Below are 20,535 nucleotides of genomic sequence, written 5' to 3'. Positions count from 1 at the left end.
ATTGGTATCCTCACATGGGGAGAGCGACAAGCCGGGTCGCGGCAATGAGGAGGGATGCGATGAAGCGTTTGCAGGCTGCGGGCTCGGCTTTGGCCTTGGCCCTGATGCTCGGCGTGCCGGCGGTGCCGGCGAGCGCGGGCGAGGCGGTCAACCTGATCCTGAACTGGACGCCGACGGCCGACCATTCGCCGTTCTATTACGCCAAGGCGCAGGGCTGGTACGAGAAGGCCGGCATCGACCTCACCATCGAGGTCGGCAAGGGCTCCGGCGTCTCCGCCGCCAAGGTCGGCTCCGGCGGCTCGCCGTTCGGCATCGCCGATCTCGCCACCATGCTGGTCGCCAAGAGCAAGGGCGCCGATGACGTCGCGCTGATGAGCATCTACGCCAACACCGGCCAGACGTTTTATTGGCTGAAGAGCTACGGCGTGAATGGCGTCAAGGATTTTCCGAGCCACAAGATCGGCAACCCGCCCGGCGACGCCTCGCGCGTGATGTGGCCGGCTTTTGCCAAGGCCGCAGGCATCGCGCCTGATGCCGTCAGCTTCGTCAATATCGGGCCGACCGCGAAGATCGCCGCGCTGAAGAGCCATACCGTCGACATCATCAGCGACTTCTACAACGAGCACGATCTCAAGGTGATCGAGTTCGGGCCCGATCTCGGCTTCGTCAACTGGAAGGACATCGGGCTCAACCCCTACGGCAATTCGCTGATCGTCAACGGCGCCTATCTGCAGAAGAATCCCAAGCTAGTCGAGGAATTCGTGCGCATCTCGCAGAAGGCCTTTGCGGCCTGCGTCGCCGACGTCACGCCGTGCCTGAAGGCGCTGCTCGACCAGGTCTCCGGTCTCGACAAGGAGAACCAGGAACGCCAGTGGGAGCGCATCAAGTATTTGATGACCGACGAGTTCACGACCACCAAGGGTCTCGGCTGGATCGACGGCGAGCGGATGAAGAAGGACTATGAGCTGGTCCAGACCTATCTCGGAATGGAGAAACCGTTCGACGTGTCGACGGCGTTCACGACGAAGATGCTGGATCCCGCCGTCAAGATGGATGCCAGCAAGGTGAAGAAGTAGGGCACCCGTACGCTTCCGCTTGTAGCCCGGATGGAGCGAAGCGCAATCCGGGAAACCTGCCGCTGAGGATGCGCTGTCCCGGATTTCGCTGCGCTCCATCCGGGCTACGGTGCTATCCTCAGCTCTTCTTCATCTCGTAGACGTGTTCGGGCCCGGGAAATGCGCGTGACCGCACGTCGGCGGCATACCCTTCGATCGCCGCTTCGATGGCTGGACCAAGATTGCCGTAGCGCCGGACGAATTTCGGGGTTCGTGGCGACAGCCCGAGCATGTCCTCGAGCACGAGCACCTGACCGTCGCAGGCAGCGCTCGCGCCGATGCCTATGGTGGGGATCGCAATCGTCTCGGTAATCCTGCGCGCCAACGGTTCGGCCACGGCTTCGACGACGACCGAGAATGCACCGGCATCGGCGACGGCCTTCGCATCGTCCTCGATCGGGCCCCAGTCCACCTCGTTGCGCCCCTGGGCACGAAACGAACCGAGCGTGTTGATGGATTGCGGCGTGAGGCCAATATGACCCATCACCGGGATGCCGCGCCCGGACAGGAATGCGATCGTCTCCGCCATGCGAACGCCGCCTTCAAGCTTCACCGCGCCGCATTGCGTTTCCTTCAATATCCGTACTGCGGAGTCGAACGCCTGCTCCCTGGAGGCTTCATACGATCCGAACGGCATATCGACCACGACCAGCGCCTGCTTCGAGCCGCGCATCACCGCGGCGCCCTGGAGGATCATCATATCGAGCGTAACAGGCACCGTCGTCTCGAAGCCGTGCATGACGTTGCCAAGGGAATCGCCGACCAGAATGACATCGCAATGCCGATCCACCAGTGCGGCCGTATGCGCGTGATAGGACGTCAGCATCACGATCGGTTCGCCCCGCTTGCGTGCACGGATGTCCGGCGCGGTCTTGCGCCTGATGGAAGACTGAATTGACATGATCGGCTCCGTCCACGGGGGAGGCGGATCGAAGCCAGATGCCATGACCGTGTCAATCCGGATGATCGGTCCCGCGATCAAAATGGACGGCGTGAGGGCCCACTGTCTCGACATTCTCAGTGTCATCGCCCGCGTAGGCGGGCGATCCAGTATTCCAGAGGCCGTGCCATGATGCGGATAAGCCGCGGCGTACTGGATGCCCCGGTCAAGCCGGGGCATGACAGCGGTGTGTTGCGCGGAAGCGCTCGCCCAAGCCCTTCCGCAGGCCCAGCCCGTCCACACCCCCACGTGCCCAAGGATAAATTAACCCGCCGTTAACCAAATCCGCCGCATCGTTAACCATTCAATAACAGGGATCGAGTCGGCCGCTATGGAGGCTGCAGCAAAAGTCCAACGCCAAATGGTTCGCCTGCGCGGGCGCTCCTACGTGGCCTTCGTGTTCGTGCCGACGGTTCCGATCCAGGACTGGCTGCAGGAGATCGACGCCACGATTGCGCGCTCGCCGGGTTTCTTCGCCGGCCGGCCCGTGGTGATCGATCTGTCCTCGGTCGATCTCAGCCAGTCCGGCATCGCCCATCTGCTCACGAGCCTCCAGGATCGCAACATCCGGGTGCTCGGGATCGAGGGGGTGGAGGAGGGCCGGCTGACGCCGACCATGCCGCCGCTGCTCTCGGGAGGGCGCAGCTGCGTGGTCGAGCCGAGCGCGCCGAAGAAGGCCGAGGCGAAGGCCGTAACCAAGCCGACCTCGCTCCTGCTCGATAGCCCGGTGCGCTCGGGCCAGACCGTGATCTTCCCGGAGGGCGACGTCACCATTCTGGGCTCGGTCGGCTCCGGCGCCGAAGTCGTCGCCGGCGGTTCCATCCACATCTACGGCGCGCTCCGCGGCCGTGCCATGGCGGGGGTCAATGGGCACACGAGCGCCCGCATCTATTGTCAGAAGATCGAGGCTGAACTGCTTGCAATTGATGGATTTTACCAGACTGCGGACGACATCGACGCCGCTTTGCGCGGCAAGCCGGCGCAGGCCTGGCTGCAGGGGAATACCATGCGAATTACAGCACTGAACTGACCAGCAAAGGAGACATTTCAGATGAGTAAGGTACTGGTCGTGACATCAGGCAAGGGCGGGGTCGGCAAGACCACGACGACCGCCGCGTTGGGGGCTGCGCTGGCGCAACGCGGCGACAAGGTCGTCGTCGTCGATTTCGACGTCGGCCTGCGCAACCTCGACCTCGTCATGGGCGCCGAACGCCGCGTCGTGTTCGATCTCATCAACGTGGTGCAGGGTGTCGCAAAGCTGCCGCAGGCGCTGATCCGCGACAAGCGGCTGGAGAATCTCTGGCTGCTGCCGGCCTCGCAAACCCGCGACAAGGACGCGTTGACGGAAGAGGGCGTCGGCAAGGTCATCGACGATTTGCGCGACCGCTTCGACTGGGTGATCTGCGACAGCCCGGCCGGCATCGAGCGCGGCGCCTCCATGGCGATGCGCTTTGCGGATGAAGCCGTGATCGTCACCAATCCGGAAGTCTCCTCGGTGCGCGATTCCGACCGCATCATCGGCATGCTCGATTCCAAGACGGTGCGGGCCGAGAAGGGCGAGCACGTCCAGAAGCACATTCTCATCACCCGCTACGATGCCTCGCGCGCCGCGCGCGGCGAGATGCTGACCATCGACGACATCCTCGAAATCCTCGCAACGCCCTTGCTCGGCATCATCCCCGAGAGCCAGGACGTGTTGAAGGCCTCCAATGTCGGCACGCCGGTGACGCTGTCGAACGTGGACGGTGCACCCGCACGGGCCTATATCGACGCGGCGCGGCGGCTGTGCGGCGACACCGTGGCGATGCAGGTTCCGGCCGAGCGCAGGCGCTTCATGGATCGTCTGCTGCGACGGAGGGCTGCATGAGCATGGGTCTGCTTCGGCTTCTCCGCGGCAAGAAGGCCTCTGCCCCGGTCGCTCGCGAGCGATTGCAGATCCTGCTTGCCCATGAACGCGGATTGCGCGGCCAGCCCGATCTGCTCGGCGTGCTGCGCGAGGAAATTCTTGCTGTCGTGTCCAGGCACGTCACGCTGGACCCGACCAAGGTCATCGTCCGGCTCGAGCGCGGCGACGAGGTATCGACCCTGGAGGTCGATATCGAGGTGCCGAACGATTTGGAGCGCAAGCGCGCGGCGGTCGGGTAGGGGATCTGGCCGGTACACTGCAAATTTGGGGTGGGTGAGAAGGCGGTCCGCTGGGCATAGCGGACCGCCTTTGTCTTGCTTGCTCGTCACGTCAAATTCCAGGCCTGCCGATGTGATCGGTCGTGGGCGGAACGGGACCTGCGGCGAAATCGTTGTCAGAGGCCGCGGAGCGCCAAGCCAGGCGCTGCGGTTTCCTGAACAGGAGAGCGCCCATGATATCCGAGATCCAGGTCCACACCATCGCGCGCCAGATGCTGGAAAAACATGGTTTCGCTGCGATTGCGAAGGCCGCCGAGCAGGCGCAGGCCTGTGAGGGCCGCGGCGAGGCCGATGAGGCCAAGGAGTGGCGTCACATCGAGGACGCCATGAAGATCATCCGCGGCCCGCACCAGAGCTGATCCGCGGCCAGCGCGCTCAGCGCTCCCCGCGGTCGGCGCCCGGCTGCGTAGTGCGATTTTGTGTCTGCGGCTGGGGACGCTCGCCTGTCTCTTTGCAGGGCAGCGGTTCCCACGAGCCGTCGGGTGCCTGCTGGTAAGCACTGCAGGATGACGAGGTGGATTTTTCCTCGCCTTTCTGGGCATCGGAGTTCTTCGCCAGGGCGGGCGCGGTCAGCACCGTGGCGGCCGCAAATGCGCCGGCGAAAACGAAATGGATACTCCGCATGTGGGCTCTCCTGTTCGAATTCGAAGAGGCCGCATGGTGTCGAGGATTATGACGATAGTTAGCCGCCGCGACGGTTCCGCCGCGGTGTGCTTAACGCCGCGAGAGCGCCTAGCCGCCCTTGCTGCGGATCAGGCCGGCGAGGTTGGTCTTCTGGGCCTCGCACCAGCCCGGCATGCCGAGGCGGCGCTGGTCCATGTCGGTCGCCTGCGTCGCGACCGCGACCTCGGCCATCAAATCGTCGTCCTGCTTCTCGCCCATCTTGCCGCCGGTGTGCATCCAGGCGATCGCCTTGCGCACCTTCTCGGTGGTGCCGTCCGGCAGCTGCATCTGCTGCGCCTTCTGCACGAGGTCCTGATAGACGAGATCGGTGTTCGGACATTCCACCTTGGCGGCGAAGGCCTGCAAGACCATCGTCACATAGGTCGAGCGTGCACGGTCCGCCGCTTGGGCCGGCGCGGCGAGCAGTAACAGACCTGCGATCAGGAAACCGGTGCGCATCCTTGGTATCTCCTCCGTTTTTTTGGGAGGCTAGCGTCCGGCAAGCCACTCCGCAATGGTGCCGGGACGTATTTGTCGCTCCCCGGTGCGGTGCGCTATCGTCACCCCGTCCTGGCCACGGAGAGCGACATGAGCCTGTTGAGCACGCCGTTCGACCCCGCACGCGACACGGCGCTCGTCACCGGCGCAGGCAACGGCATCGGCCGCGCGATTGCGCAGGCGCTGGTCGGCGAAGGCGTTCGGACCGTCTTCGCCGATATGAGCCTGGAACGGGTGAATGCGGCGATCAGCGCGAGCGGCAGGCCTGAACTGGCGGTGCCGTGGGTCGGCGATCTCGCCAGGTCAGACGCTTGCGATGCCCTGCTGGCCGCCGCAGAGGCGCTCGGCGAGGTCTCGCATTTCGTGCACAGCGCATCGCCGCCGCGGCGGGAGGCCGATCATGCGTTCGCGGTCGACCGCAAGACCTGGCAGGAGATGCATGCCGTCAATCTCGATGCCGGATTCCATCTGGCGCGCGGGCTGGCAAAGCGGCTGATCGCGGCGAAACGGCCCGGCTCGTTCCTGTTTCTCACCTCGCTGCACGCGGGCACGCCGCGCAACTTGCCGCATTATTCGACGGCGAAGGCGGGGATGGCGATGCTGGTGAAGGAACTCGCGAAGACGCTCGGGCGTCACGACATCCGCGTCAACGCGCTGGTGCCCGGCGCGATCGCAGCGGGCGGGTTCGTTGCCGACGCCTCGCTGGCGAAGCACATTCCGCTCGGGCGTCTCGGCGAGGCCAAGGACCTCGCGCCGATGGCGCTTGCGGTGCTGTCGAACAAGCTCTCGGGTTACGTCACCGGCGCAGCCTTCGTCGTCGACGGCGGATTGTCGCTGACGAACTGGTTCGAGCCGCCGGAGCTGGACGACTAAGGCCCCGTTCCGATGACTCGGAACGATGCTTTTGAGTCACGGTTCGACGCGCCTTTTGCGCGAACCGGTTTCCAAATCGCTCGAAAACGCTGTGGCCTAGCGTCGCCAGGCCGGCACGGGATCGAGCGGCGTGCGATAGACCTCGTTGTGATCGCGATCGGTGACGCGCACCGCGCAACCCTTCCGTTGCAGCTCCGGCTTCACCTGCGACAGCTCGGTAGCCAATTGAACGGCGCGATCGGAAGCGACCTCGATGTCTTCGAGGATGATTCCACCCTGGTTCTTGAACTCTTCACCAACCACGAGATCGAAGGAATAGTAGGGCATTCGATTTCCCCGGTGTGACGACGTGAGCTTCAGTGGAAGTCTCAACACATCCCCGACGATACCACTGAGTCGATATTTTCGAATGAACAGGTCGCGCAATCTCTGTGCTTATGGCGCAGAAATCATGTGCAGCAATCGCGGGCGTTAAGATTTTATTAAATATGTCGACGTGATCATAAGGCATGAAATTGCAGCAGAACCGGGCTCCGGGAACCGGCAGCGGCAAGAGAAGGCCGGCGGCATAAATCCCGACGGCCTTTTCTCTTGACGGAAGACGATCGAAATATCGGTCTCCGTAATTGCCCGGACTCAACGCGTCGCATCGACTCGGACAGCTTGGACGACGTCGCGACAGCGACGCTGCGTCGGCGCCTGATCTAGCGCAGCGGCATCGGCGGACGCACGACAGGTCCGTCGTCATCAGCAACGGCTTGCGTCGTGGCGACCGGTGCTGCCGTCGGCGCGACCGCGGCAGCCTGCGAAGGTGCAGGCGGCGCGGGCGAATAGGCCGGCATGTAGGTTTGCGACACGACCGGCTTCGGCTTGCGAACCGGAGGCGCCGGAGATCGCGGCGGGAGCGTGGACACGCGCGCGCGCGGATCGACCGGCTTGGCCTCAGCCACCGGCTTTGGCGCGGGTGGTTTTGCCATCTCGCGCGCCATCTGCTCCTGCCCGGCCTTCAGCTCGGCAATGTTGGCCTTGAGCGCTTCGATCTGCTGCGCCATCGCTGCGAGATCGCGCGTCATCGATTGGACCGACTGCGCGGGATCGGGCTGCGTTGCGACCGGTGCTGCTGCTGCAACCTGAACCGGAGGCGGCGTCGCAGGTTGAGCAGCTTGATCCGCCGCTTGATCCGTTGCGACTGGCTCCGCGGGCGGCGCGGGTTGTGCGGCGGTGACCGGCGCGGCGGTCACCGGTGCCGCCGTTCGCGATGTCGAAGGCAGCAGCGAGGTCAACGCAGTCAATGCAGGTGTCCATTCGGCGAGCATCTGCCTGGCCGTGTCGCCATGTTTCTCCCAGGCGACAGTGGCGGCCGCGCTACCGCCCGCAAACAAGATCATGACGAACGCGCCGCGCAGCCATTTGCCGGCGGAGGATCGCTTCTGCCGGTTGCGACCATCGCTGGCGGCGACGCGCACGGCGGTGTCGACCGAGGGCGCTGTCGTCTGCGGCTCCAGGACGGGACTGAATTTCGGCTCCGGATTGATGGTGGGCTCCGGCGCGAACTTCGGATCTATTTTCGGCTCCGGCCGGGTCGCGATCTCAGGGGCCAACGCGGGCGCACCACTGATGGGGCGCGAAGCCAGCACCATGTCGGGTGAAATCTCAACGGCGTCGTGCGGATCGTTGTCCTTGACCGTGTCCTTCACGATCTCATCGACGATTTGCCTAGAGTTCAGCGTCGCGAGCATCGCAGCTCCTTTGAAGTCCGAGTGTTTAATGTATGGGCGTCCGCATTGGCGCGAGCCGATCTGTCGAGGTGAACCCATCCCAAATCCGATGAGTCAGCACGATGACCCACGAGTCCAGCCGGGTTTGACCAAAGCAAGGCGAGGGGATGGAGACTGTGCGACGCTTCTCCGCCGTTTGTGGTGATGGAACCAGGCCACTGCCTTTTTTTCAGCACGATTTGGGCAGCATGTAGTGGGGCTGGGGGCGCTGCTATCCGCTATCGGGGGGCCGGTGGTGCCAAAATCTCTAATCGTATTGTTCGTCATGGCCATGCTTCCGCTCGCCGGCTGCATGCAGACGACGCTTTCTCCATCGACGGATGCGAGCATGACGCCGCGCGACCGGCAGTTGCTTGCGCACACGCCCTACGCGCAGGCGAACGTGCCTGAGCAATATCTCCGTCATATCGTCGACTACCCGCGCAAGGAGCAGCCGGGCACGATCCTGGTCGATACCGATGCGCGCTACCTCTATTTCGTGCTGCCCGAAGGCAAGGCGATCCGCTACGGCGTCGCGGTCGGCGAGGAAGCCATGGCCTTCTCCGGCGTCGCGCGCGTTGGCCGTCTGGCGGAATGGCCCGACTGGGTTCCGACAGCGGAGATCCAGGCGCGGCTAGGACCGTATCCGGCGCGCGTCGCCGGTGGCCCCGCCAATCCGCTGGGCGCGCGGGGCATCTATCTCTACCTCGGCAACAAGGACACGCTCTACCGTATCCACGGCACCAACCAGCCGGAATATATCGGGCAGGCGATCTCGTCCGGCTGCATTCGGATGCGCAACGAGGACGTGATCGATCTGTTCGACCGGGTGAAGCTGAATGCCACGGTGGTGGTGTTGCCGCCCGGGCAGAATGCACGGGTCGACGCGGGGTCTAGCTGGCGCGGGTAGGCGCAGTGCGATCGGTCATTCCACTGCTCACGAGACTTTCGTCGTGGGCAGGGTTGAGACCTAGTTCTCAGGCCGGGCGACGCGCCATTGCAACGTCGTGGCATTGCCGTTGGCGTCGCCTGGCGCCTTGTCGGCCGGCGAGGTGTAGAGCGGACGATAGCGGTACGCCCACATCTTGCTTCCGTCGTTGCGACTGATCACGGTGAAGTCGCCGATGGGCTTGGCGTCGACCGTAGCGGATAACGGTACCCAGCTCTCGGTGCACTTGCCGTTGCAGTTCGACGTCTTGCCGGTGGTGTCGCGCTCGTAAGTGTAGAGCGTCATGCCCTTGAGGTCGACGAGCGTGGGACCCTGCTTGGTCAGGACCACCTTCGCCGGTGCGGTCGTGGCCTCGGGCTTCGGCGGAGCAGGGTCGCCGCCGCCATGGCCGTTGGCAAGCGCAGGACCGGCCGAGAGCGCGATGGCCGTCGCCGCAATGAGGAACCTGAACATCCGAAACTCCCGGGCGGCAAAGTAAATCGCGCGTTAAACGCCGAATATTGCCGACCGTAGCAGCCGAAGGTTAGTTCCTGGTTTCGCGGCACTGCGACAATTACGGATAGAAATACGGGGTTCATGCCTCCAGCTCGCGCAGCGGGGCGCGGCTGAGCTCGTTGCCGGCGGCAATGGCCTTGCGCAGCAGCCGCATTAGCTCTTCACCTTCCTTCGCGCTGAGGCCGCGCAGCATGACGCGCTGGGCGGACTCCACGGCCGGCGTGATCTTGCGCAGCGTGCGTCGGCCCTCGTCGGTGATCTCAAGCTCGCGGGCGCGGCGGTCGCGGCTGGAGGCGCGGCGCTCGGCAAGGCCTTTCTGGACGAGGCGGTCGATGACGCCGGTGATGGTGGTGCGGTCGTAGGCGATCAATCCTGCCAGCGTCACCTGGTCGAGCCCCGGATTGCCCTTGATGGTCGCAAGTGCCGCGTATTGCACCGGCGTCAGGTCGAAACCGGCTTCCCCAACCTCGGCCAGAAACACCGCCACCGCGATCTGCTGGAACCGGCGCGCCAGATGCCCGGGCATGTCGTTGTTGTCTTTCACCGAATTCTCCGTTGCGGCAGGGAAGGCGCGGATCGTTGACAAGTATACTGATAGTCAGCATACTGAGCAATATCGAAGAAGACGTTGACGGGAGAGGTGCTCATGCAATTCCATCTCAATGGATTTCAGCCGGGCGATCCTGAAATCGCCGATCCCGCCGAACGCATTCTGGCTTCGGGCGCAGCCGGGGTCGTGCCTGAAGAGGTCGATGTCCTCATCGTCGGCTGCGGCCCTGCGGGCCTGACGCTCGCGGCCCAGCTTGCGCAGTTCGGCGACATCAAGACCTGCATTGTCGAGCAGAAGCCGGGCCAATTGCTGGTCGGGCAGGCCGACGGCATCGCCTGCCGCACCATGGAGATGTTCCACGCCTATGGGTTTAGCGCGCGCGTGCTGAAGGAAGCCTATTGGGTTAACGAGACCACGTTCTGGAAGCCGGACGAACGGAAGCCCGAGACGATCGTCCGCAGCGGGCGTGTGCAGGATGTCGAGGACGGGCTGTCTGAATTCCCGCATGTCATCCTCAACCAGGCGCGCATCCATGACGGCTTTCTCGATGTCATGCGCAATTCGCCGGCCAAGCTCGAGCCCTATTACAACCGGCGCCTGCTCGACCTCGAGGTCGATCCGGCGGCAGGTCCCGCCGACCATGCCGTGACGGTGCGGCTCGAGCGAGGCGATGCCGGCAATGAGGGGAAGGTGGAGACGATCAGGGCGCGCTACGTCGTCGGCTGCGACGGCGCGCGCAGCACGGTGCGCAAATCGATCGGCCGCGAACTGCATGGCGATTCCGCCAACCACGCCTGGGGCGTGATGGACGTGCTGGCGGTGACCGATTTTCCCGACATCCGCTTCAAGGCCCTGATCCAGTCGGCGAAGGACGGCAGCCTGCTGATCATTCCGCGCGAAGGCGGCTACATGGTCCGCCTCTATGTCGAGCTCGCAAAGCTCGATGTCGGCGAGCGCGTCGCCAATCGAAACATCACCGCCGATGACGTGATCGCGAAAGCGCGGCGGATCCTGAAGCCGCACACGTTGGATGTGAAGGAGATCGCCTGGTGGTCGGTCTACGAGATCGGCCAGCGCCTGACCGACAAGTTCGACGACGTTCCGGAGGCCGAGATCGCCTCGCGCCTCCCGCGCATCTTCATCGCCGGCGATGCCTGCCATACCCACAGCCCGAAGGCGGGGCAGGGCATGAACGTCTCGATGCAGGACGCTTTCAATCTCGGCTGGAAGCTCGCCGCCGTCCTCCGGGGGCAGTGTGCACCGGGCCTCTTGCATTCCTATTCGGCCGAGCGCCAGGCGGTGGCGAAGGAGCTGATCGATTTCGACCGCGAATGGGCGGGCATTCTCGCCTCCGCCGCCAAGGCCGGTGGTGCCGATGCGGCCAGGACGCAGGACTATTTCGTCAGGCACGGGCGCTATACCGCGGGCACGGCGACGCATTACCGGCCGTCGCCCCTCACTGGCGCGACATCACACCAGCATCTTGCCGAAGGCCTCGTCATCGGCACGCGCTTCCATTCCGCGCCGGTGATCCGGCTTGCGGACGCCAAGCCGGTGCATCTCGGCCATGCCGCGCAGGCCGATGGCCGCTTCCGCGTCTACGCGTTTTCGCCCGCGGAGGATCCCGCCGCCGCGGGATCGGCGATCCGCGCGCTGTGTGATTTTCTCGCAGAGGCCCGTGAATCGCCGGTCCGTCGCCATACGCCCGCTGGAGCCGACATCGACAGCGTGATCGACCTGCGTGCCGTCTTCCAGCAGGATCATCGCGCGCTCGCCGTGGAGGCGATGCCGGCGCTGCTGCTGCCGCGCAAGGGGCGACACGGCTTGATCGACTACGAGAAGATGTTCTGTCCGGACCTCAAGAGCGGCCAGGACGTTTTCACCATGCGCGGTATCGATCGGAGGGCTGGCTGCATCGTCGTGGTGCGCCCCGACCAATATGTCGCGCAGGTTCTTCCGATCGACGCTTTTTCTGCGCTCGCGGCGTACTTCGACGCGTTCATGCTGCAAGCGAGCTGACGCTCAAACAGCCCTGGCGTTGCCAACGAAAGCCCGGTCCTCGCGCCGGGCTTTCCGTTTGGTTCGAGTCAGGTTCCCGGCTTGTCCAATTTAAGAAAGTTCTTCGCGGGCAGATTTCATCGATCGTAATATGTGTACTCAAAGCTGTAAGCATCCACTCGGGGCAGCGGGGCAACGGGAGGATGACGATGAGACAGAGCCAGGCGGAGACGCGCCGCCAAAATGTCGCGAAGCGGTCGATGACCAAGGAGGCCAAACAACTGTCCAGCCTGATCGCCGGGCTGCGCAAATCCCTCGACGGGATTCACAAGGAGCGGACGAGCACGAAGCTCACCGGTGCCGAGATGGGCATGCTCGACGAGCGCCGCAACAACCTGTTGCTGACCATCGCAGCGCTGGACGACCGTCTCTCGGCGGTGCAGGGGCTGATCGATCTCGGGCGTCCCCATATCATTCGCGTCCACTAAGCGGATCGCGATACCCTTAACGGTTCCGTCGCGGCGGCGATGGACCCGGGCCCGGTGGCCGGCTCCGCAGGGCATAAGGGTTGGCGTAGCACTGGGCGGACTGCCCGGAAGCAGTCGCGGCGCACTGCGCGATCGACGTGAAGCTGCAATCGATGCTGCTGCCGTCGATGGTGTAGATCTCGATGCAGACGGGATAGCGCGGATCGTAGGTCTGCGCCCGCGCAGGTGCGGTGGCAAGCAGCGCCACGCCAGGCAAGCCCGCGACAAGCAGAATCGCATTTCTGATGCTGCGCACGATCAATCTCCGTCGCTCAGTTGGAATCAGGGCACAATGCTGCCGTCGATGGCACCAAATTGCCACGCTCCCGGCGAATTGCCGCCAAAGCCCGCTGCCACGAGGGAGCGGGTGCAGGACGACGCAAGGGGATGCGCATTGGCCTATAAGATGGTCGCAGAACGCGACAATGAGAAGTGCAGTTTTGCCCGCGAGAGCCGGTTGCTCATCGTGGCGAAGGCAAAAGTATGGGCGAGCGAGGGATGGAAGGTCGTCATCACCGACCCGGACGGCAAGGCCTACACTCCGCCCGAATTCGATCAGCTATCGGCGGCGTGACCGCGCGACGGGGCCGATTCTTCTTTTGACGCGTTTTCTTTACGCGAACCGGAATCCACTTCGCTCGAAAACGCTCTAGGGGACGACATTGATTTCGCTGTTTCGACCGGGGCGCGACGTGATCGCGCCTTTGGTGACTCTCGCAGCCGCGGCGCTGACGGTGACGGTCGCGTCCGCGCAAAACCTCGATGCCGGCAAGCCGGCCGCAAAGCTCTTCGCGGACGGCTGCGCGACCTGCCATCGCAGCCCGCGGGGATTGGCGAAAGGGCGCTTTAGCCTGACGCTCGCCTGGTTCCTGAAGGACCATTACGTAACCAGCGCCGACTCCGCCAAGGCGCTCGCCGCCTATCTGGTGTCCGTCGACGAACCGCCGCCGCGCGCGGCGGCCAAGTCCGGTGCAAAGCCGGCCAAATCCGCGCCGCGTCCGCCCAAGGCAGTGCAGAGCCAATAGCCGTCGTTCCGGTTATCCGCGCCGATAGGTCTGTGCGATCAGGCGGTCGTGCACGGCACGCAAGTCCGCGCCCATGCGCGTCTGTCCCGTCGTGATGTAGGACAGCCAGGCGCCGTCGGCGGCGAGGCGTACGACGTGGAGTTCGGGCGCTGTGTCGGTCGTACCGTGACGCTTCAGGCGCGCCTTCATCCAGTCGTTCCAGAGCCGGCGCAGGGACGGATCTGTGACCACGACCATGCTCAGCGCCGCCCAGGGCGTCGCAAAGCCGAAGGCCTTGCCGGTGAAGACCGCATTGACATAGGCCCGCGTAAAGCTGCCGCGCGGCTTCGGGTCGGCTTCGATAGCGGCGTCGATCTCGGCATCGACGCGGCCGAGGAGATCGGCGAACAGGCCCTCGATCAGCGCCTGCTTGCTGCCGAAATGATGAAACAGCCCGCCCTTGGTGACGCCGGCCGCCGCCGCCACCGCCTGCACCGTGATCCCCGATACGCCGTGATCCATGGCGATCGCCGCGGCATGGTCGAGCAGGGCGCGCCGGACCTGCTCGGGCTGCTTGGCGCGGGAGTAGGCGCTGGCCGGCATCAATGCGCCGTCGTTTGCGAGAACAGGTTGATGACCACGACCCCTGACACGATCAGCCCGATGCCGACGAAGGCCGCGGCGTCCAGCATCTGGCGGAACAGCACGAAGGAGACGGTGGCGGTCAGGATGATGCCGACGCCGCCCCAGATCGCATAGGCGATGCTGAGCGGAATGACCCGGATCGCCACCGACAGCGCGTAGAACGAGGCGACGTAGAACAGCACCATGGCCAGCGTCGGCCATGGCCGCGTGAACTGCGCGGACTGCTGCAGGAAGGCGGACGCGGTCACCTCGAAGACGATGGCGAGGGCAAGCGCTGCGTAGGCATTGAAGGCGGAGGTCATGGCCGGCTCGGGATGGGGACGCGAAAGATACCGCGCGGTAGGTATGTTTAGCACGCGAAACATGGCTTTTGGCGGGTGGAGGTATCACGTGTGAGTGACGAGCCTGCGACAGGGCGGAGCCTGTTGGCGGCGGTTTGCCGGAGTTTTGGCTGTTTCGCCGAGAAGACGAAGTCGCCGCGCGACAGATCGCACGACGGCTCAGAGTGTCGATTTTATGCAACGTCAGCTGATCCGCACGGAGAGCTCGACGTCTTCGGCGAAGGGCGTGGACATGTAGCCGCTTGCGGGCCCGCGTACGCGCGCGAGGTAGTCAGGGCTGTCGTCGGCATTGTCGGCGACGATGATCGCGCCCGGCTCGAGATGGCCTTCGACCAGATCGAGGATCTCCGGGTAGAGCGCCTTGGCGCCGTCGAGCAGCACGAGGTCGATCGTGTCGGGCAGATCGGCGCTGAGCGTCTTCAGCGCATCGCCCTCGCGGATTTCGACGAGATCGATCAGCCCACCAGCCGAAAGATTGTCCCGCGCCCGCGCCGCCTTGGACGGCTCGAACTCGCTGGTGATGAGGCGGCCGCCGCCATTGTCGCGCAAGCCTGCGGCAAGGTGCAGGGTCGAGATGCCGAAGGAGGTCCCGAACTCGACGATCGCCTTGGCGCGCGAACTGCGCGCCAGCATGTAGAGCAGGTGACCTGTCTCGCGCGAGACCGCGAGCGGTGCGTCCTTCAAGCGTCCGTAGAGGTCGCGGTAATCGGTCTTGCTCCGCATCATCCGCGCCCGGTCTGCGTCGGACAAATCGGCGACGGCGGCATGTGTTGCGCCCCTGGCCGCTTCAGCCTCGTCAAACAGGCGATCCAGCAGCGGCGCAAGCGTTGTGATGGTCGGGGTGGTCATTTGATGTCTCCGGAGTTCGCGAAGAAGCGCGTGCTTGCGCAGGGATTGAGATACGACTAATTCGTCGCATTTCCTATTCGCATTGCCCGAGCACGCCATGGCCGATCGCCGAAGCCGTTCAATTTCCTCACGAAAACAGCCGCAACAGGCCCGATCGAGCGGGCTGGTGGCCGCCATTCTGGATGCCGCTGTTCAGGTCCTGGCAAAGGAAGGGGCGCAGCGTTTCACCACGGCACGGGTGGCCGAGCGGGCCGGTGTGAGCGTCGGATCGCTCTACCAATACTTTCCGAACAAGGCGGCGATTCTGTTCCGTCTCCAGAGCGATGAGTGGCGGAGCACAAGCGAGCTTCTGCGCGGCATTTTGGCGGACCCGACGAAGCCGCCGCCGACGCGGCTGCGCGCGCTGGTCCATGCCTTTATTCGTTCCGAGTGCGAGGAGGCCGCCATCCGCGTCGCGCTCAGTGACGCTGCACCGCTGTATCGCGACGCGCCCGAGGCGCAGGACGCCCGGGCAGCCGGCGAGGGGATCGTCGCCGGGTTCATGCGGGAGGCGCTGCCGAAAGCCTCGGATACGACGCGTATCCTTGCCGGCGAGCTGATCACGGCGACGCTGAGCGAGGTCGGCAAGAGTTTTTCGGAAGAGACGCGGAGCGAGACGGAGATCGCAGCCTATGCCGATGCCATGGCCGACATGTTCTGCGCCTATCTTGCGACGCTGGCGCGGCGCTGAGGCATTGCTGACATCGGCGTTTGCGGGCCGATTATTCTTCAGATCTTGCCGGCTGGTGGGTTAGCCTTCGCTCGCCATTCCCTATTCGAGCCATTGAGACCCGTGCCATGCATGTGCTTCGCCCCCAGTTTCGCATCGAGGAGCAGCGTGCGCTGGAATTTGCCGGGCAACGCGGCTTCGGCATGATCGTCGCGGCGGACGAGCACGGTCCGCGGGCCTCGCATGTGCCGTTCGTGCTGGTCGAGCGCAACGGGCAGGTGATCGTGCAGATCCATTTCACCGCCAAGAATCCGCTCGTGTCGCTCGCAGACGGCACGCGGCGCTTCCTGCTGATCGTTGCCGGCGACGACGCCTACATCTCCAACGACTGGTACTCTTCGCGCGACAATGTCTCGACCTGGCTCTACGAGGCCGTGCACCTGTCGGGCGTGGCGCATCTGCGCGAACTGGACGAGAACCGCGGGCATGGCGATGCGCTGCTTGCGGTGTCCGAGGCACGGTTGCCGAAGCAGCCCTGGGACCTCGCGCAAATGGAGCCGGGCAAGCGCGAGAGCATGCTGGCTGCGATCCGGGTCGTCGATCTCGTGGTCGACACCGTCGAGGGGCAGGCCAAGCTCAATCAGCACAAGAGCGATGCGGACCATATCGCGGTCGCCGACCGGCTGGCGCGGTCGGAGGAGACGGGGCACCGGCGGCTGGCGCGGAAGATGCAGGCGCTGCGGCCGGGGCTGGGGTATGGCGTTGTCCCGTAGCCCGGATGGAGCCAACGGGTCGGCGCGAAGCGGCCGCCCGATGACAGGCTCCGCGCAATCCGGGAATCATGCTGGAATCTCAGACCCCGGCTTACGCTTCGCTCGATCCGGGCTACCTTGCGTCATCCAGTATTTGACCCTACGGACCTCTCAATGCTCGTCATCTCCATTCAAAGCCAGGTGGTTCACGGCCATGTCGGCAACAGCGCGGCGGCCTTTGCCATGCAGGCGGAGGGCGTGAACGTCGCGGCGGTGCCGACGACGCTGCTGTCGAACCATCCGCGTTATCCGACGTTGCGCGGGCGGGTGCTGGAGACCGAGCTCGTCGCCGATCTCCTCAAAGGCGTCGAGGAGCGCGACCTCGTCGATGAGGCCGCGGTGCTCGTCACCGGCTATCTCGGCTCGCCTGGCAACGCGGCTGTGACCGCCGACTTCGTCGAGCGGGCGCTGACGCGGAATTCGAAGCTGGTCTATCTCTGCGATCCCGTGATCGGCGATGACGGCCGCGTCTATGTTGCCGACGGCATTCTGGACGTGGTGCAGCACCGGCTGCTGCCGGCCGCCAACCTGACCACGCCGAACCAGTTCGAGCTCGAGCTGCTGTCGGGCGTCACGATCGCGGACACTCAGAGCCTGCGCACGGCCTGCGCGGCGCTGGCGGGGCAACGTCGCATCGATGTCGTCGCTACTGGCTGCACGCTCGCCGACACGGCAGAAGGGCAGGTGGAGACGATCCTGTGCGCCGACGGCCAGCTGTCGCGCTTTGCGACGCCGCGGTTGCCGATCCGCCCCTCAGGCACCGGCGATCTCCTTACCGGCCTGATTGCGGCGCATCTGGCCAAGGGCAAGGCGATGCAGGCGGCGGTGCGGCTTGCGGTCGAAACCATCTTTGCGGTGCTGGTGCGCACGCAAGACGCAGGCACCGCCGAGATGCGCCTCGTACCGCTGCCGATCCCCGGGCGGAAGCCGTAACAGGGTCAGGTCGCGCGCTTGCCGGCCGATTGCGCCGACTTCTGCGGCTTGGCCAAACTCTTCTGCTCGCGCGCGGCGTGTGTCTTTCGCAGCTTTGCGTGGGCCGCGGCCCGCATCACCTTCTTGGACCTCACGTTGGTCGCTTCCTTGCGATCTCCCGTGCCACGCTTCGAGATGTATTCCTGGCCGTCGACCGGGCCGACATGCGGCGGATCGCGGCCGAGATAGGGCCGGCCAATGCCGAATGCCTTGCCGTTGGCGTCAACCCACTTCCACAGGATTTCGGTCGAGACCCAGCGCTGCGCGCGGTTGTTGCCCTGGGTGCTGACGATGTCGGCCGCCATGCCGTGGCCGTAGCCACCGCGCGTGCTGCCGCCATGATAGGAGCGGTCGGAGGCGGCCTTCAGGCCGCTCGCGATCGACTGGCGGTAGTCGTCGCGGAACGCGCTGGTGATGCCCGGCGACAGGCCGGCGGCCTCGGCTGCGAGCAGCATGCGAAACAGCTTTCGCTTGAAGCTCTTGTCCATGCCGCCGATGACGTAATCCATCATCGGCATGCTGGCGCGATCGGCCGCTTTCGGATCCTTCCAGCCAAAATCCTGATCGACCAGCTTTGTGAAGCTGCGCATCACCGTGACCATCTTGCCCCTGCGCTTGATGGTGACGGGGCGGCGGTCCTCGACCTTGATCGAATCCTCCTTCGCGGTGCGCTGATAGAGCGTCCACAGATAGCGGTCGATGCAGGCGTCCATGACAAAGCACTCATCGAGCACGGCGACGGTGTCGGCCGGCGGCGACGGCTTGCTCGCGGCAGGCGCTGGGCCGGTCGCGATCGCCGCGGGCGACAGCTCATCTGTCGTCACGATCTCGGTGGGATCGGCGGAGGCGAGTTTGACCACGGGCTCCGGCGCCGGTGCGGCCTCTGCTGGTGCAGCCTCGCTGAGGACGGGCGCCGGTCCAGGCGAAATCTGTAGCGCCGGCGGCGCTTCCGCCGGCAAGATCAGGGCCGGATCGGCCGAGGCGAGCTTGATGACGGCGGCGGGCGTCTCGGCTGTTGCGGCCTCGGGGGCCGGATCCGGATTCGGCGTCGCAGCGACAGCGGCCGCGATATCGGCGGTCAGGGCGATGCCATCCTCGATGGCCGCGGCATGCGGGACGTCGGCGAGCTCGAGCCGGCCAAGATCTTTCGCGCGCGACACGGCGGCAGCATTGGCGCTGCTTTTCTCGATGAGGGCCGGAGCGTAGGCGGACAGGGAGAGCACCAGCCAGCCGGCGAGAACGGCCGAGGGGCACGAGACCGCCACCAGAAGAGACCGCCGATCATTCATGATCCCTGCCTCCAAACGGTTCTGTTCGAACCAATCTTGCACAGCCAGGCACGCGACGCGTCAATTGTTCGGAGGATGGTGTGGCGGCGCAATGGCGCAAATGGGCGAAATGGGTCTTTTCGGGCGGGTGTTGCAGAGGCGCAACGCGAATTCCCTGCGGTTTCAGGGGCGGCAAGTGGCTGAAAAGCGGCAGCCATTCATTGTCATCAAATTGAAGGGATTGAATTTACTCAATCTTGGATTGCGACTTGGTATCTCTCCCGTGCCGGCAACGTGCGGTAGAGTTGGAAGGATGCGAGTTGTGAAATTGAAATGCCTGTTGATCGAATTTGCCGCCGATGAATCCGGCGCCACCGCGATCGAATACGGTCTGATTGCAGCCGGTATCGCGCTGGCGATCATCGAGATCATCTATGCGCTCGGCACCAATCTCGTCGCAAAGCTGCAATCGCTGGCGACGGCGTTGAAATAAGCCGCGTGGACGCGGGGCATGTGCTCGGTGCCTGACCGCCGCCCATAAAAGCGTCATGTCGCGTCCGGCGGGGATTCGACCAAGCGCTTGTGCGCATTAAACATATTGCCATGCAGAGGGCGCGCTATTGCAATGCAACAGAGCATGTCGCAATGCAGCAAAACGCGCTTAAATGTGCTCCGAACCTTCCACTCAGGAGCATCACCAATGAACAAGAAGACTCTGTCGATCGCCGCCGCCATCCTGACGATCGCGGGCAGCACTGCGGCCTTCGCCGCCGAGCTGCCGACCTATGAGGCCAACGGTTTCCCGGTCTCCCCCCTGCAGGTGCGCGTGCTTGGTGCCGCGCATGTCGAGCAGCAGGCAACCGTGCCGACCACGGTCGCTTCGGTCCACCAGGCCCGCGTGCTGACGCCGCGCAAGGTCAAGACCGCGGACGTCACGACGGGCACGGCCCGCTGATCTCAATCGCTTGAAGACATGAAACAGGCTCGTCTCCTCCCGAGCCTGCATGGACCGCGTTCCCTTTCAGGAGCGCGGTCTTTTTTTTGAGAAGCGAGCCACGTTCTGGCGCGGCCGTGCGCGGGTTGAGAAAGTCGCGGCAAGAAAAACCGCCGTCGCGCGCCGATTGTGGACGGCCGTTCAAGACGAGTGTGATCTCTTTAATAGTTGCTTTGCAGATCGCGGCGCCTGATGCGGGCGCCGCTTAGTGGCGGCCAAAAACCGTTTTCATAATGGAGCCGTCATGCCCGTTGCGCAAAAAGCAGTTATTGCCACCACCTCGCCGCGCGCGTTTATTCTCAGACATATTGCATTGTTCGCAGCCGCCGCGCTGTTCGTGTTCGTGCTGAGCCTGACCTATGGGCTCGATCTCAGCCCCGGATTTTTCTGAG

The 20,535-nt window shown here is 64.5% G+C and carries 29 protein-coding genes; 17 read left to right on the top strand and 12 right to left on the bottom strand.

The window, feature by feature from the left end; genetic code table 11:
* Positions 1-59 precede the first annotated feature (59 nt).
* Positions 60-1,076: an ABC transporter substrate-binding protein gene (locus tag HAP41_RS27115; RefSeq protein ID WP_166096359.1), complete on the top strand. Its 1,017-nt coding sequence runs from the start codon at positions 60-62 to the stop codon at positions 1,074-1,076.
* A 118-nt stretch (positions 1,077-1,194) separates the two neighbouring features.
* Here HAP41_RS27115 and panB read toward each other — a convergent pair whose 3' ends face one another.
* Positions 1,195-2,016, bottom strand: coding sequence for a 3-methyl-2-oxobutanoate hydroxymethyltransferase (panB, locus tag HAP41_RS27110; protein WP_166105770.1), 822 nt, complete (start codon positions 2,014-2,016; stop codon positions 1,195-1,197).
* Between the two features lie 370 nt (positions 2,017-2,386).
* On the opposite strand from panB, the gene minC reads away from it, so the two are divergent.
* The 4 genes from minC (at position 2,387) to HAP41_RS27090 (ending at position 4,598) form a co-directional block, all read left to right on the top strand.
* On the top strand, positions 2,387-3,085 hold the full coding sequence (gene minC / locus HAP41_RS27105) for a septum site-determining protein MinC (RefSeq protein WP_063983592.1): 699 nt from the start codon (positions 2,387-2,389) through the stop codon (positions 3,083-3,085).
* Between the two features lie 21 nt (positions 3,086-3,106).
* Positions 3,107-3,922: a septum site-determining protein MinD gene (gene minD / locus HAP41_RS27100; RefSeq protein WP_063983591.1), complete on the top strand. Its 816-nt coding sequence runs from the start codon at positions 3,107-3,109 to the stop codon at positions 3,920-3,922.
* Positions 3,919-4,200: a cell division topological specificity factor MinE gene (gene minE / locus HAP41_RS27095; protein WP_063983590.1), complete on the top strand. Its 282-nt coding sequence runs from the start codon at positions 3,919-3,921 to the stop codon at positions 4,198-4,200. The genes minD and minE overlap by 4 nt, the downstream gene beginning before the upstream one ends.
* A 212-nt stretch (positions 4,201-4,412) precedes the next feature.
* Positions 4,413-4,598, top strand: a complete 186-nt coding sequence (locus HAP41_RS27090) for a hypothetical protein (protein WP_028161169.1) — start codon at positions 4,413-4,415, stop codon at positions 4,596-4,598.
* A gap of 16 nt (positions 4,599-4,614) precedes the next feature.
* Here HAP41_RS27090 and HAP41_RS27085 read toward each other — a convergent pair whose 3' ends face one another.
* Together HAP41_RS27085 and HAP41_RS27080 are read right to left on the bottom strand one after the other, a co-directional pair.
* The gene (locus tag HAP41_RS27085) at positions 4,615-4,863 is read right to left on the bottom strand and encodes a hypothetical protein (RefSeq protein WP_085399032.1); all 249 of its coding nucleotides are present in this window, start codon (positions 4,861-4,863) and stop codon (positions 4,615-4,617) included.
* 108 nt (positions 4,864-4,971) lie between these two features.
* Positions 4,972-5,361 carry a hypothetical protein gene (locus HAP41_RS27080; RefSeq protein ID WP_063983589.1) on the bottom strand — a complete coding sequence of 130 codons (390 nt, stop codon included), beginning with the start codon at positions 5,359-5,361 and terminating at the stop codon, positions 4,972-4,974.
* A 129-nt stretch (positions 5,362-5,490) separates the two neighbouring features.
* Between HAP41_RS27080 and HAP41_RS27075 the strand changes: the two genes are divergently transcribed.
* Positions 5,491-6,273: an SDR family NAD(P)-dependent oxidoreductase gene (locus tag HAP41_RS27075; RefSeq protein WP_166096360.1), complete on the top strand. Its 783-nt coding sequence runs from the start codon at positions 5,491-5,493 to the stop codon at positions 6,271-6,273.
* A gap of 96 nt (positions 6,274-6,369) precedes the next feature.
* Here HAP41_RS27075 and HAP41_RS27070 read toward each other — a convergent pair whose 3' ends face one another.
* Together HAP41_RS27070 and HAP41_RS27065 are read right to left on the bottom strand one after the other, a co-directional pair.
* Positions 6,370-6,600: a DUF6894 family protein gene (locus HAP41_RS27070; protein ID WP_027530842.1), complete on the bottom strand. Its 231-nt coding sequence runs from the start codon at positions 6,598-6,600 to the stop codon at positions 6,370-6,372.
* 377 nt (positions 6,601-6,977) lie between these two features.
* Positions 6,978-8,012, bottom strand: coding sequence for a hypothetical protein (locus HAP41_RS27065; protein WP_166096361.1), 1,035 nt, complete (start codon positions 8,010-8,012; stop codon positions 6,978-6,980).
* A 310-nt stretch (positions 8,013-8,322) separates the two neighbouring features.
* Between HAP41_RS27065 and HAP41_RS27060 the strand changes: the two genes are divergently transcribed.
* Positions 8,323-8,940 (top strand): L,D-transpeptidase, encoded by a 618-nt coding sequence (locus tag HAP41_RS27060; protein ID WP_166105773.1) that lies wholly within the window; start codon positions 8,323-8,325, stop codon positions 8,938-8,940.
* A 60-nt stretch (positions 8,941-9,000) separates the two neighbouring features.
* Here the strand turns inward: HAP41_RS27060 and HAP41_RS27055 are convergent, their stop codons facing one another.
* Entirely contained in the window at positions 9,001-9,432 is a 432-nt protein-coding gene (locus tag HAP41_RS27055; RefSeq protein WP_063983587.1) for a COG4315 family predicted lipoprotein, read from the bottom strand.
* A gap of 121 nt (positions 9,433-9,553) precedes the next feature.
* Positions 9,554-10,018, bottom strand: a complete 465-nt coding sequence (locus tag HAP41_RS27050) for a MarR family winged helix-turn-helix transcriptional regulator (protein ID WP_063986404.1) — start codon at positions 10,016-10,018, stop codon at positions 9,554-9,556.
* 102 nt (positions 10,019-10,120) lie between these two features.
* On the opposite strand from HAP41_RS27050, the gene HAP41_RS27045 reads away from it, so the two are divergent.
* Together HAP41_RS27045 and HAP41_RS27040 are read left to right on the top strand one after the other, a co-directional pair.
* Positions 10,121-12,043, top strand: a complete 1,923-nt coding sequence (locus HAP41_RS27045; RefSeq protein ID WP_166096362.1) for an FAD-binding monooxygenase — start codon at positions 10,121-10,123, stop codon at positions 12,041-12,043.
* 239 nt (positions 12,044-12,282) lie between these two features.
* On the top strand, positions 12,283-12,510 hold the full coding sequence (locus HAP41_RS27040; protein WP_224580733.1) for a hypothetical protein: 228 nt from the start codon (positions 12,283-12,285) through the stop codon (positions 12,508-12,510).
* 16 nt (positions 12,511-12,526) lie between these two features.
* Here the strand turns inward: HAP41_RS27040 and HAP41_RS27035 are convergent, their stop codons facing one another.
* Positions 12,527-12,805, bottom strand: coding sequence for a DUF3551 domain-containing protein (locus HAP41_RS27035; protein WP_176400468.1), 279 nt, complete (start codon positions 12,803-12,805; stop codon positions 12,527-12,529).
* A gap of 111 nt (positions 12,806-12,916) precedes the next feature.
* On the opposite strand from HAP41_RS27035, the gene HAP41_RS27030 reads away from it, so the two are divergent.
* The gene (locus HAP41_RS27030; protein ID WP_166096363.1) at positions 12,917-13,123 is read left to right on the top strand and encodes a hypothetical protein; all 207 of its coding nucleotides are present in this window, start codon (positions 12,917-12,919) and stop codon (positions 13,121-13,123) included.
* A 133-nt stretch (positions 13,124-13,256) separates the two neighbouring features.
* Positions 13,257-13,574 carry a hypothetical protein gene (locus tag HAP41_RS27025; RefSeq protein WP_224580734.1) on the top strand — a complete coding sequence of 106 codons (318 nt, stop codon included), beginning with the start codon at positions 13,257-13,259 and terminating at the stop codon, positions 13,572-13,574.
* A gap of 12 nt (positions 13,575-13,586) precedes the next feature.
* Here the strand turns inward: HAP41_RS27025 and HAP41_RS27020 are convergent, their stop codons facing one another.
* From HAP41_RS27020 to HAP41_RS27010, 3 genes are all read right to left on the bottom strand, one after another.
* Complete coding sequence (locus tag HAP41_RS27020; protein WP_135216139.1) at positions 13,587-14,156, bottom strand: TetR/AcrR family transcriptional regulator; 570 nt, start codon at positions 14,154-14,156, stop codon at positions 13,587-13,589.
* Positions 14,156-14,500 (bottom strand): DMT family transporter, encoded by a 345-nt coding sequence (locus HAP41_RS27015; RefSeq protein WP_014495640.1) that lies wholly within the window; start codon positions 14,498-14,500, stop codon positions 14,156-14,158. The genes HAP41_RS27020 and HAP41_RS27015 overlap by 1 nt, the downstream gene beginning before the upstream one ends.
* Positions 14,501-14,722: 222 nt before the next feature.
* Positions 14,723-15,388, bottom strand: a complete 666-nt coding sequence (locus HAP41_RS27010) for an O-methyltransferase (RefSeq protein WP_166096365.1) — start codon at positions 15,386-15,388, stop codon at positions 14,723-14,725.
* 97 nt (positions 15,389-15,485) lie between these two features.
* Here HAP41_RS27010 and HAP41_RS27005 point away from each other — a divergent pair, with 97 nt between their 5' ends.
* The 3 genes from HAP41_RS27005 (at position 15,486) to pdxY (ending at position 17,842) form a co-directional block, all read left to right on the top strand.
* Positions 15,486-16,118: a TetR/AcrR family transcriptional regulator gene (locus tag HAP41_RS27005; RefSeq protein WP_166096366.1), complete on the top strand. Its 633-nt coding sequence runs from the start codon at positions 15,486-15,488 to the stop codon at positions 16,116-16,118.
* A 107-nt stretch (positions 16,119-16,225) separates the two neighbouring features.
* Positions 16,226-16,870 carry an FMN-binding negative transcriptional regulator gene (locus tag HAP41_RS27000; RefSeq protein WP_135216141.1) on the top strand — a complete coding sequence of 215 codons (645 nt, stop codon included), beginning with the start codon at positions 16,226-16,228 and terminating at the stop codon, positions 16,868-16,870.
* A gap of 153 nt (positions 16,871-17,023) precedes the next feature.
* Positions 17,024-17,842 carry a pyridoxal kinase gene (pdxY, locus tag HAP41_RS26995; protein ID WP_135216142.1) on the top strand — a complete coding sequence of 273 codons (819 nt, stop codon included), beginning with the start codon at positions 17,024-17,026 and terminating at the stop codon, positions 17,840-17,842.
* Between the two features lie 5 nt (positions 17,843-17,847).
* Here pdxY and HAP41_RS26990 read toward each other — a convergent pair whose 3' ends face one another.
* Complete coding sequence (locus HAP41_RS26990; RefSeq protein WP_166096367.1) at positions 17,848-19,170, bottom strand: M15 family metallopeptidase domain-containing protein; 1,323 nt, start codon at positions 19,168-19,170, stop codon at positions 17,848-17,850.
* A 307-nt stretch (positions 19,171-19,477) separates the two neighbouring features.
* Between HAP41_RS26990 and HAP41_RS26985 the strand changes: the two genes are divergently transcribed.
* The 3 genes from HAP41_RS26985 (at position 19,478) to HAP41_RS26975 (ending at position 20,534) form a co-directional block, all read left to right on the top strand.
* A complete protein-coding gene (locus HAP41_RS26985) occupies positions 19,478-19,642 on the top strand; it encodes a Flp family type IVb pilin (RefSeq protein ID WP_166105775.1) in 165 nt (54 codons plus the stop codon).
* 207 nt (positions 19,643-19,849) lie between these two features.
* Complete coding sequence (locus tag HAP41_RS26980; protein ID WP_028161188.1) at positions 19,850-20,104, top strand: hypothetical protein; 255 nt, start codon at positions 19,850-19,852, stop codon at positions 20,102-20,104.
* A 283-nt stretch (positions 20,105-20,387) separates the two neighbouring features.
* Positions 20,388-20,534, top strand: a complete 147-nt coding sequence (locus HAP41_RS26975; RefSeq protein WP_166096368.1) for a hypothetical protein — start codon at positions 20,388-20,390, stop codon at positions 20,532-20,534.
* Position 20,535: the final 1 nt, after the last annotated feature.

The sequence above is a fragment of the Bradyrhizobium barranii subsp. apii genome, from assembly GCF_011516635.5.
GTDB classification, from domain to species: Bacteria; Pseudomonadota; Alphaproteobacteria; order Rhizobiales; family Xanthobacteraceae; genus Bradyrhizobium; species Bradyrhizobium barranii.
Note: the sequence above shows the minus strand (reverse complement) of the source record. Positions and strands in the feature narration are given on the sequence as shown.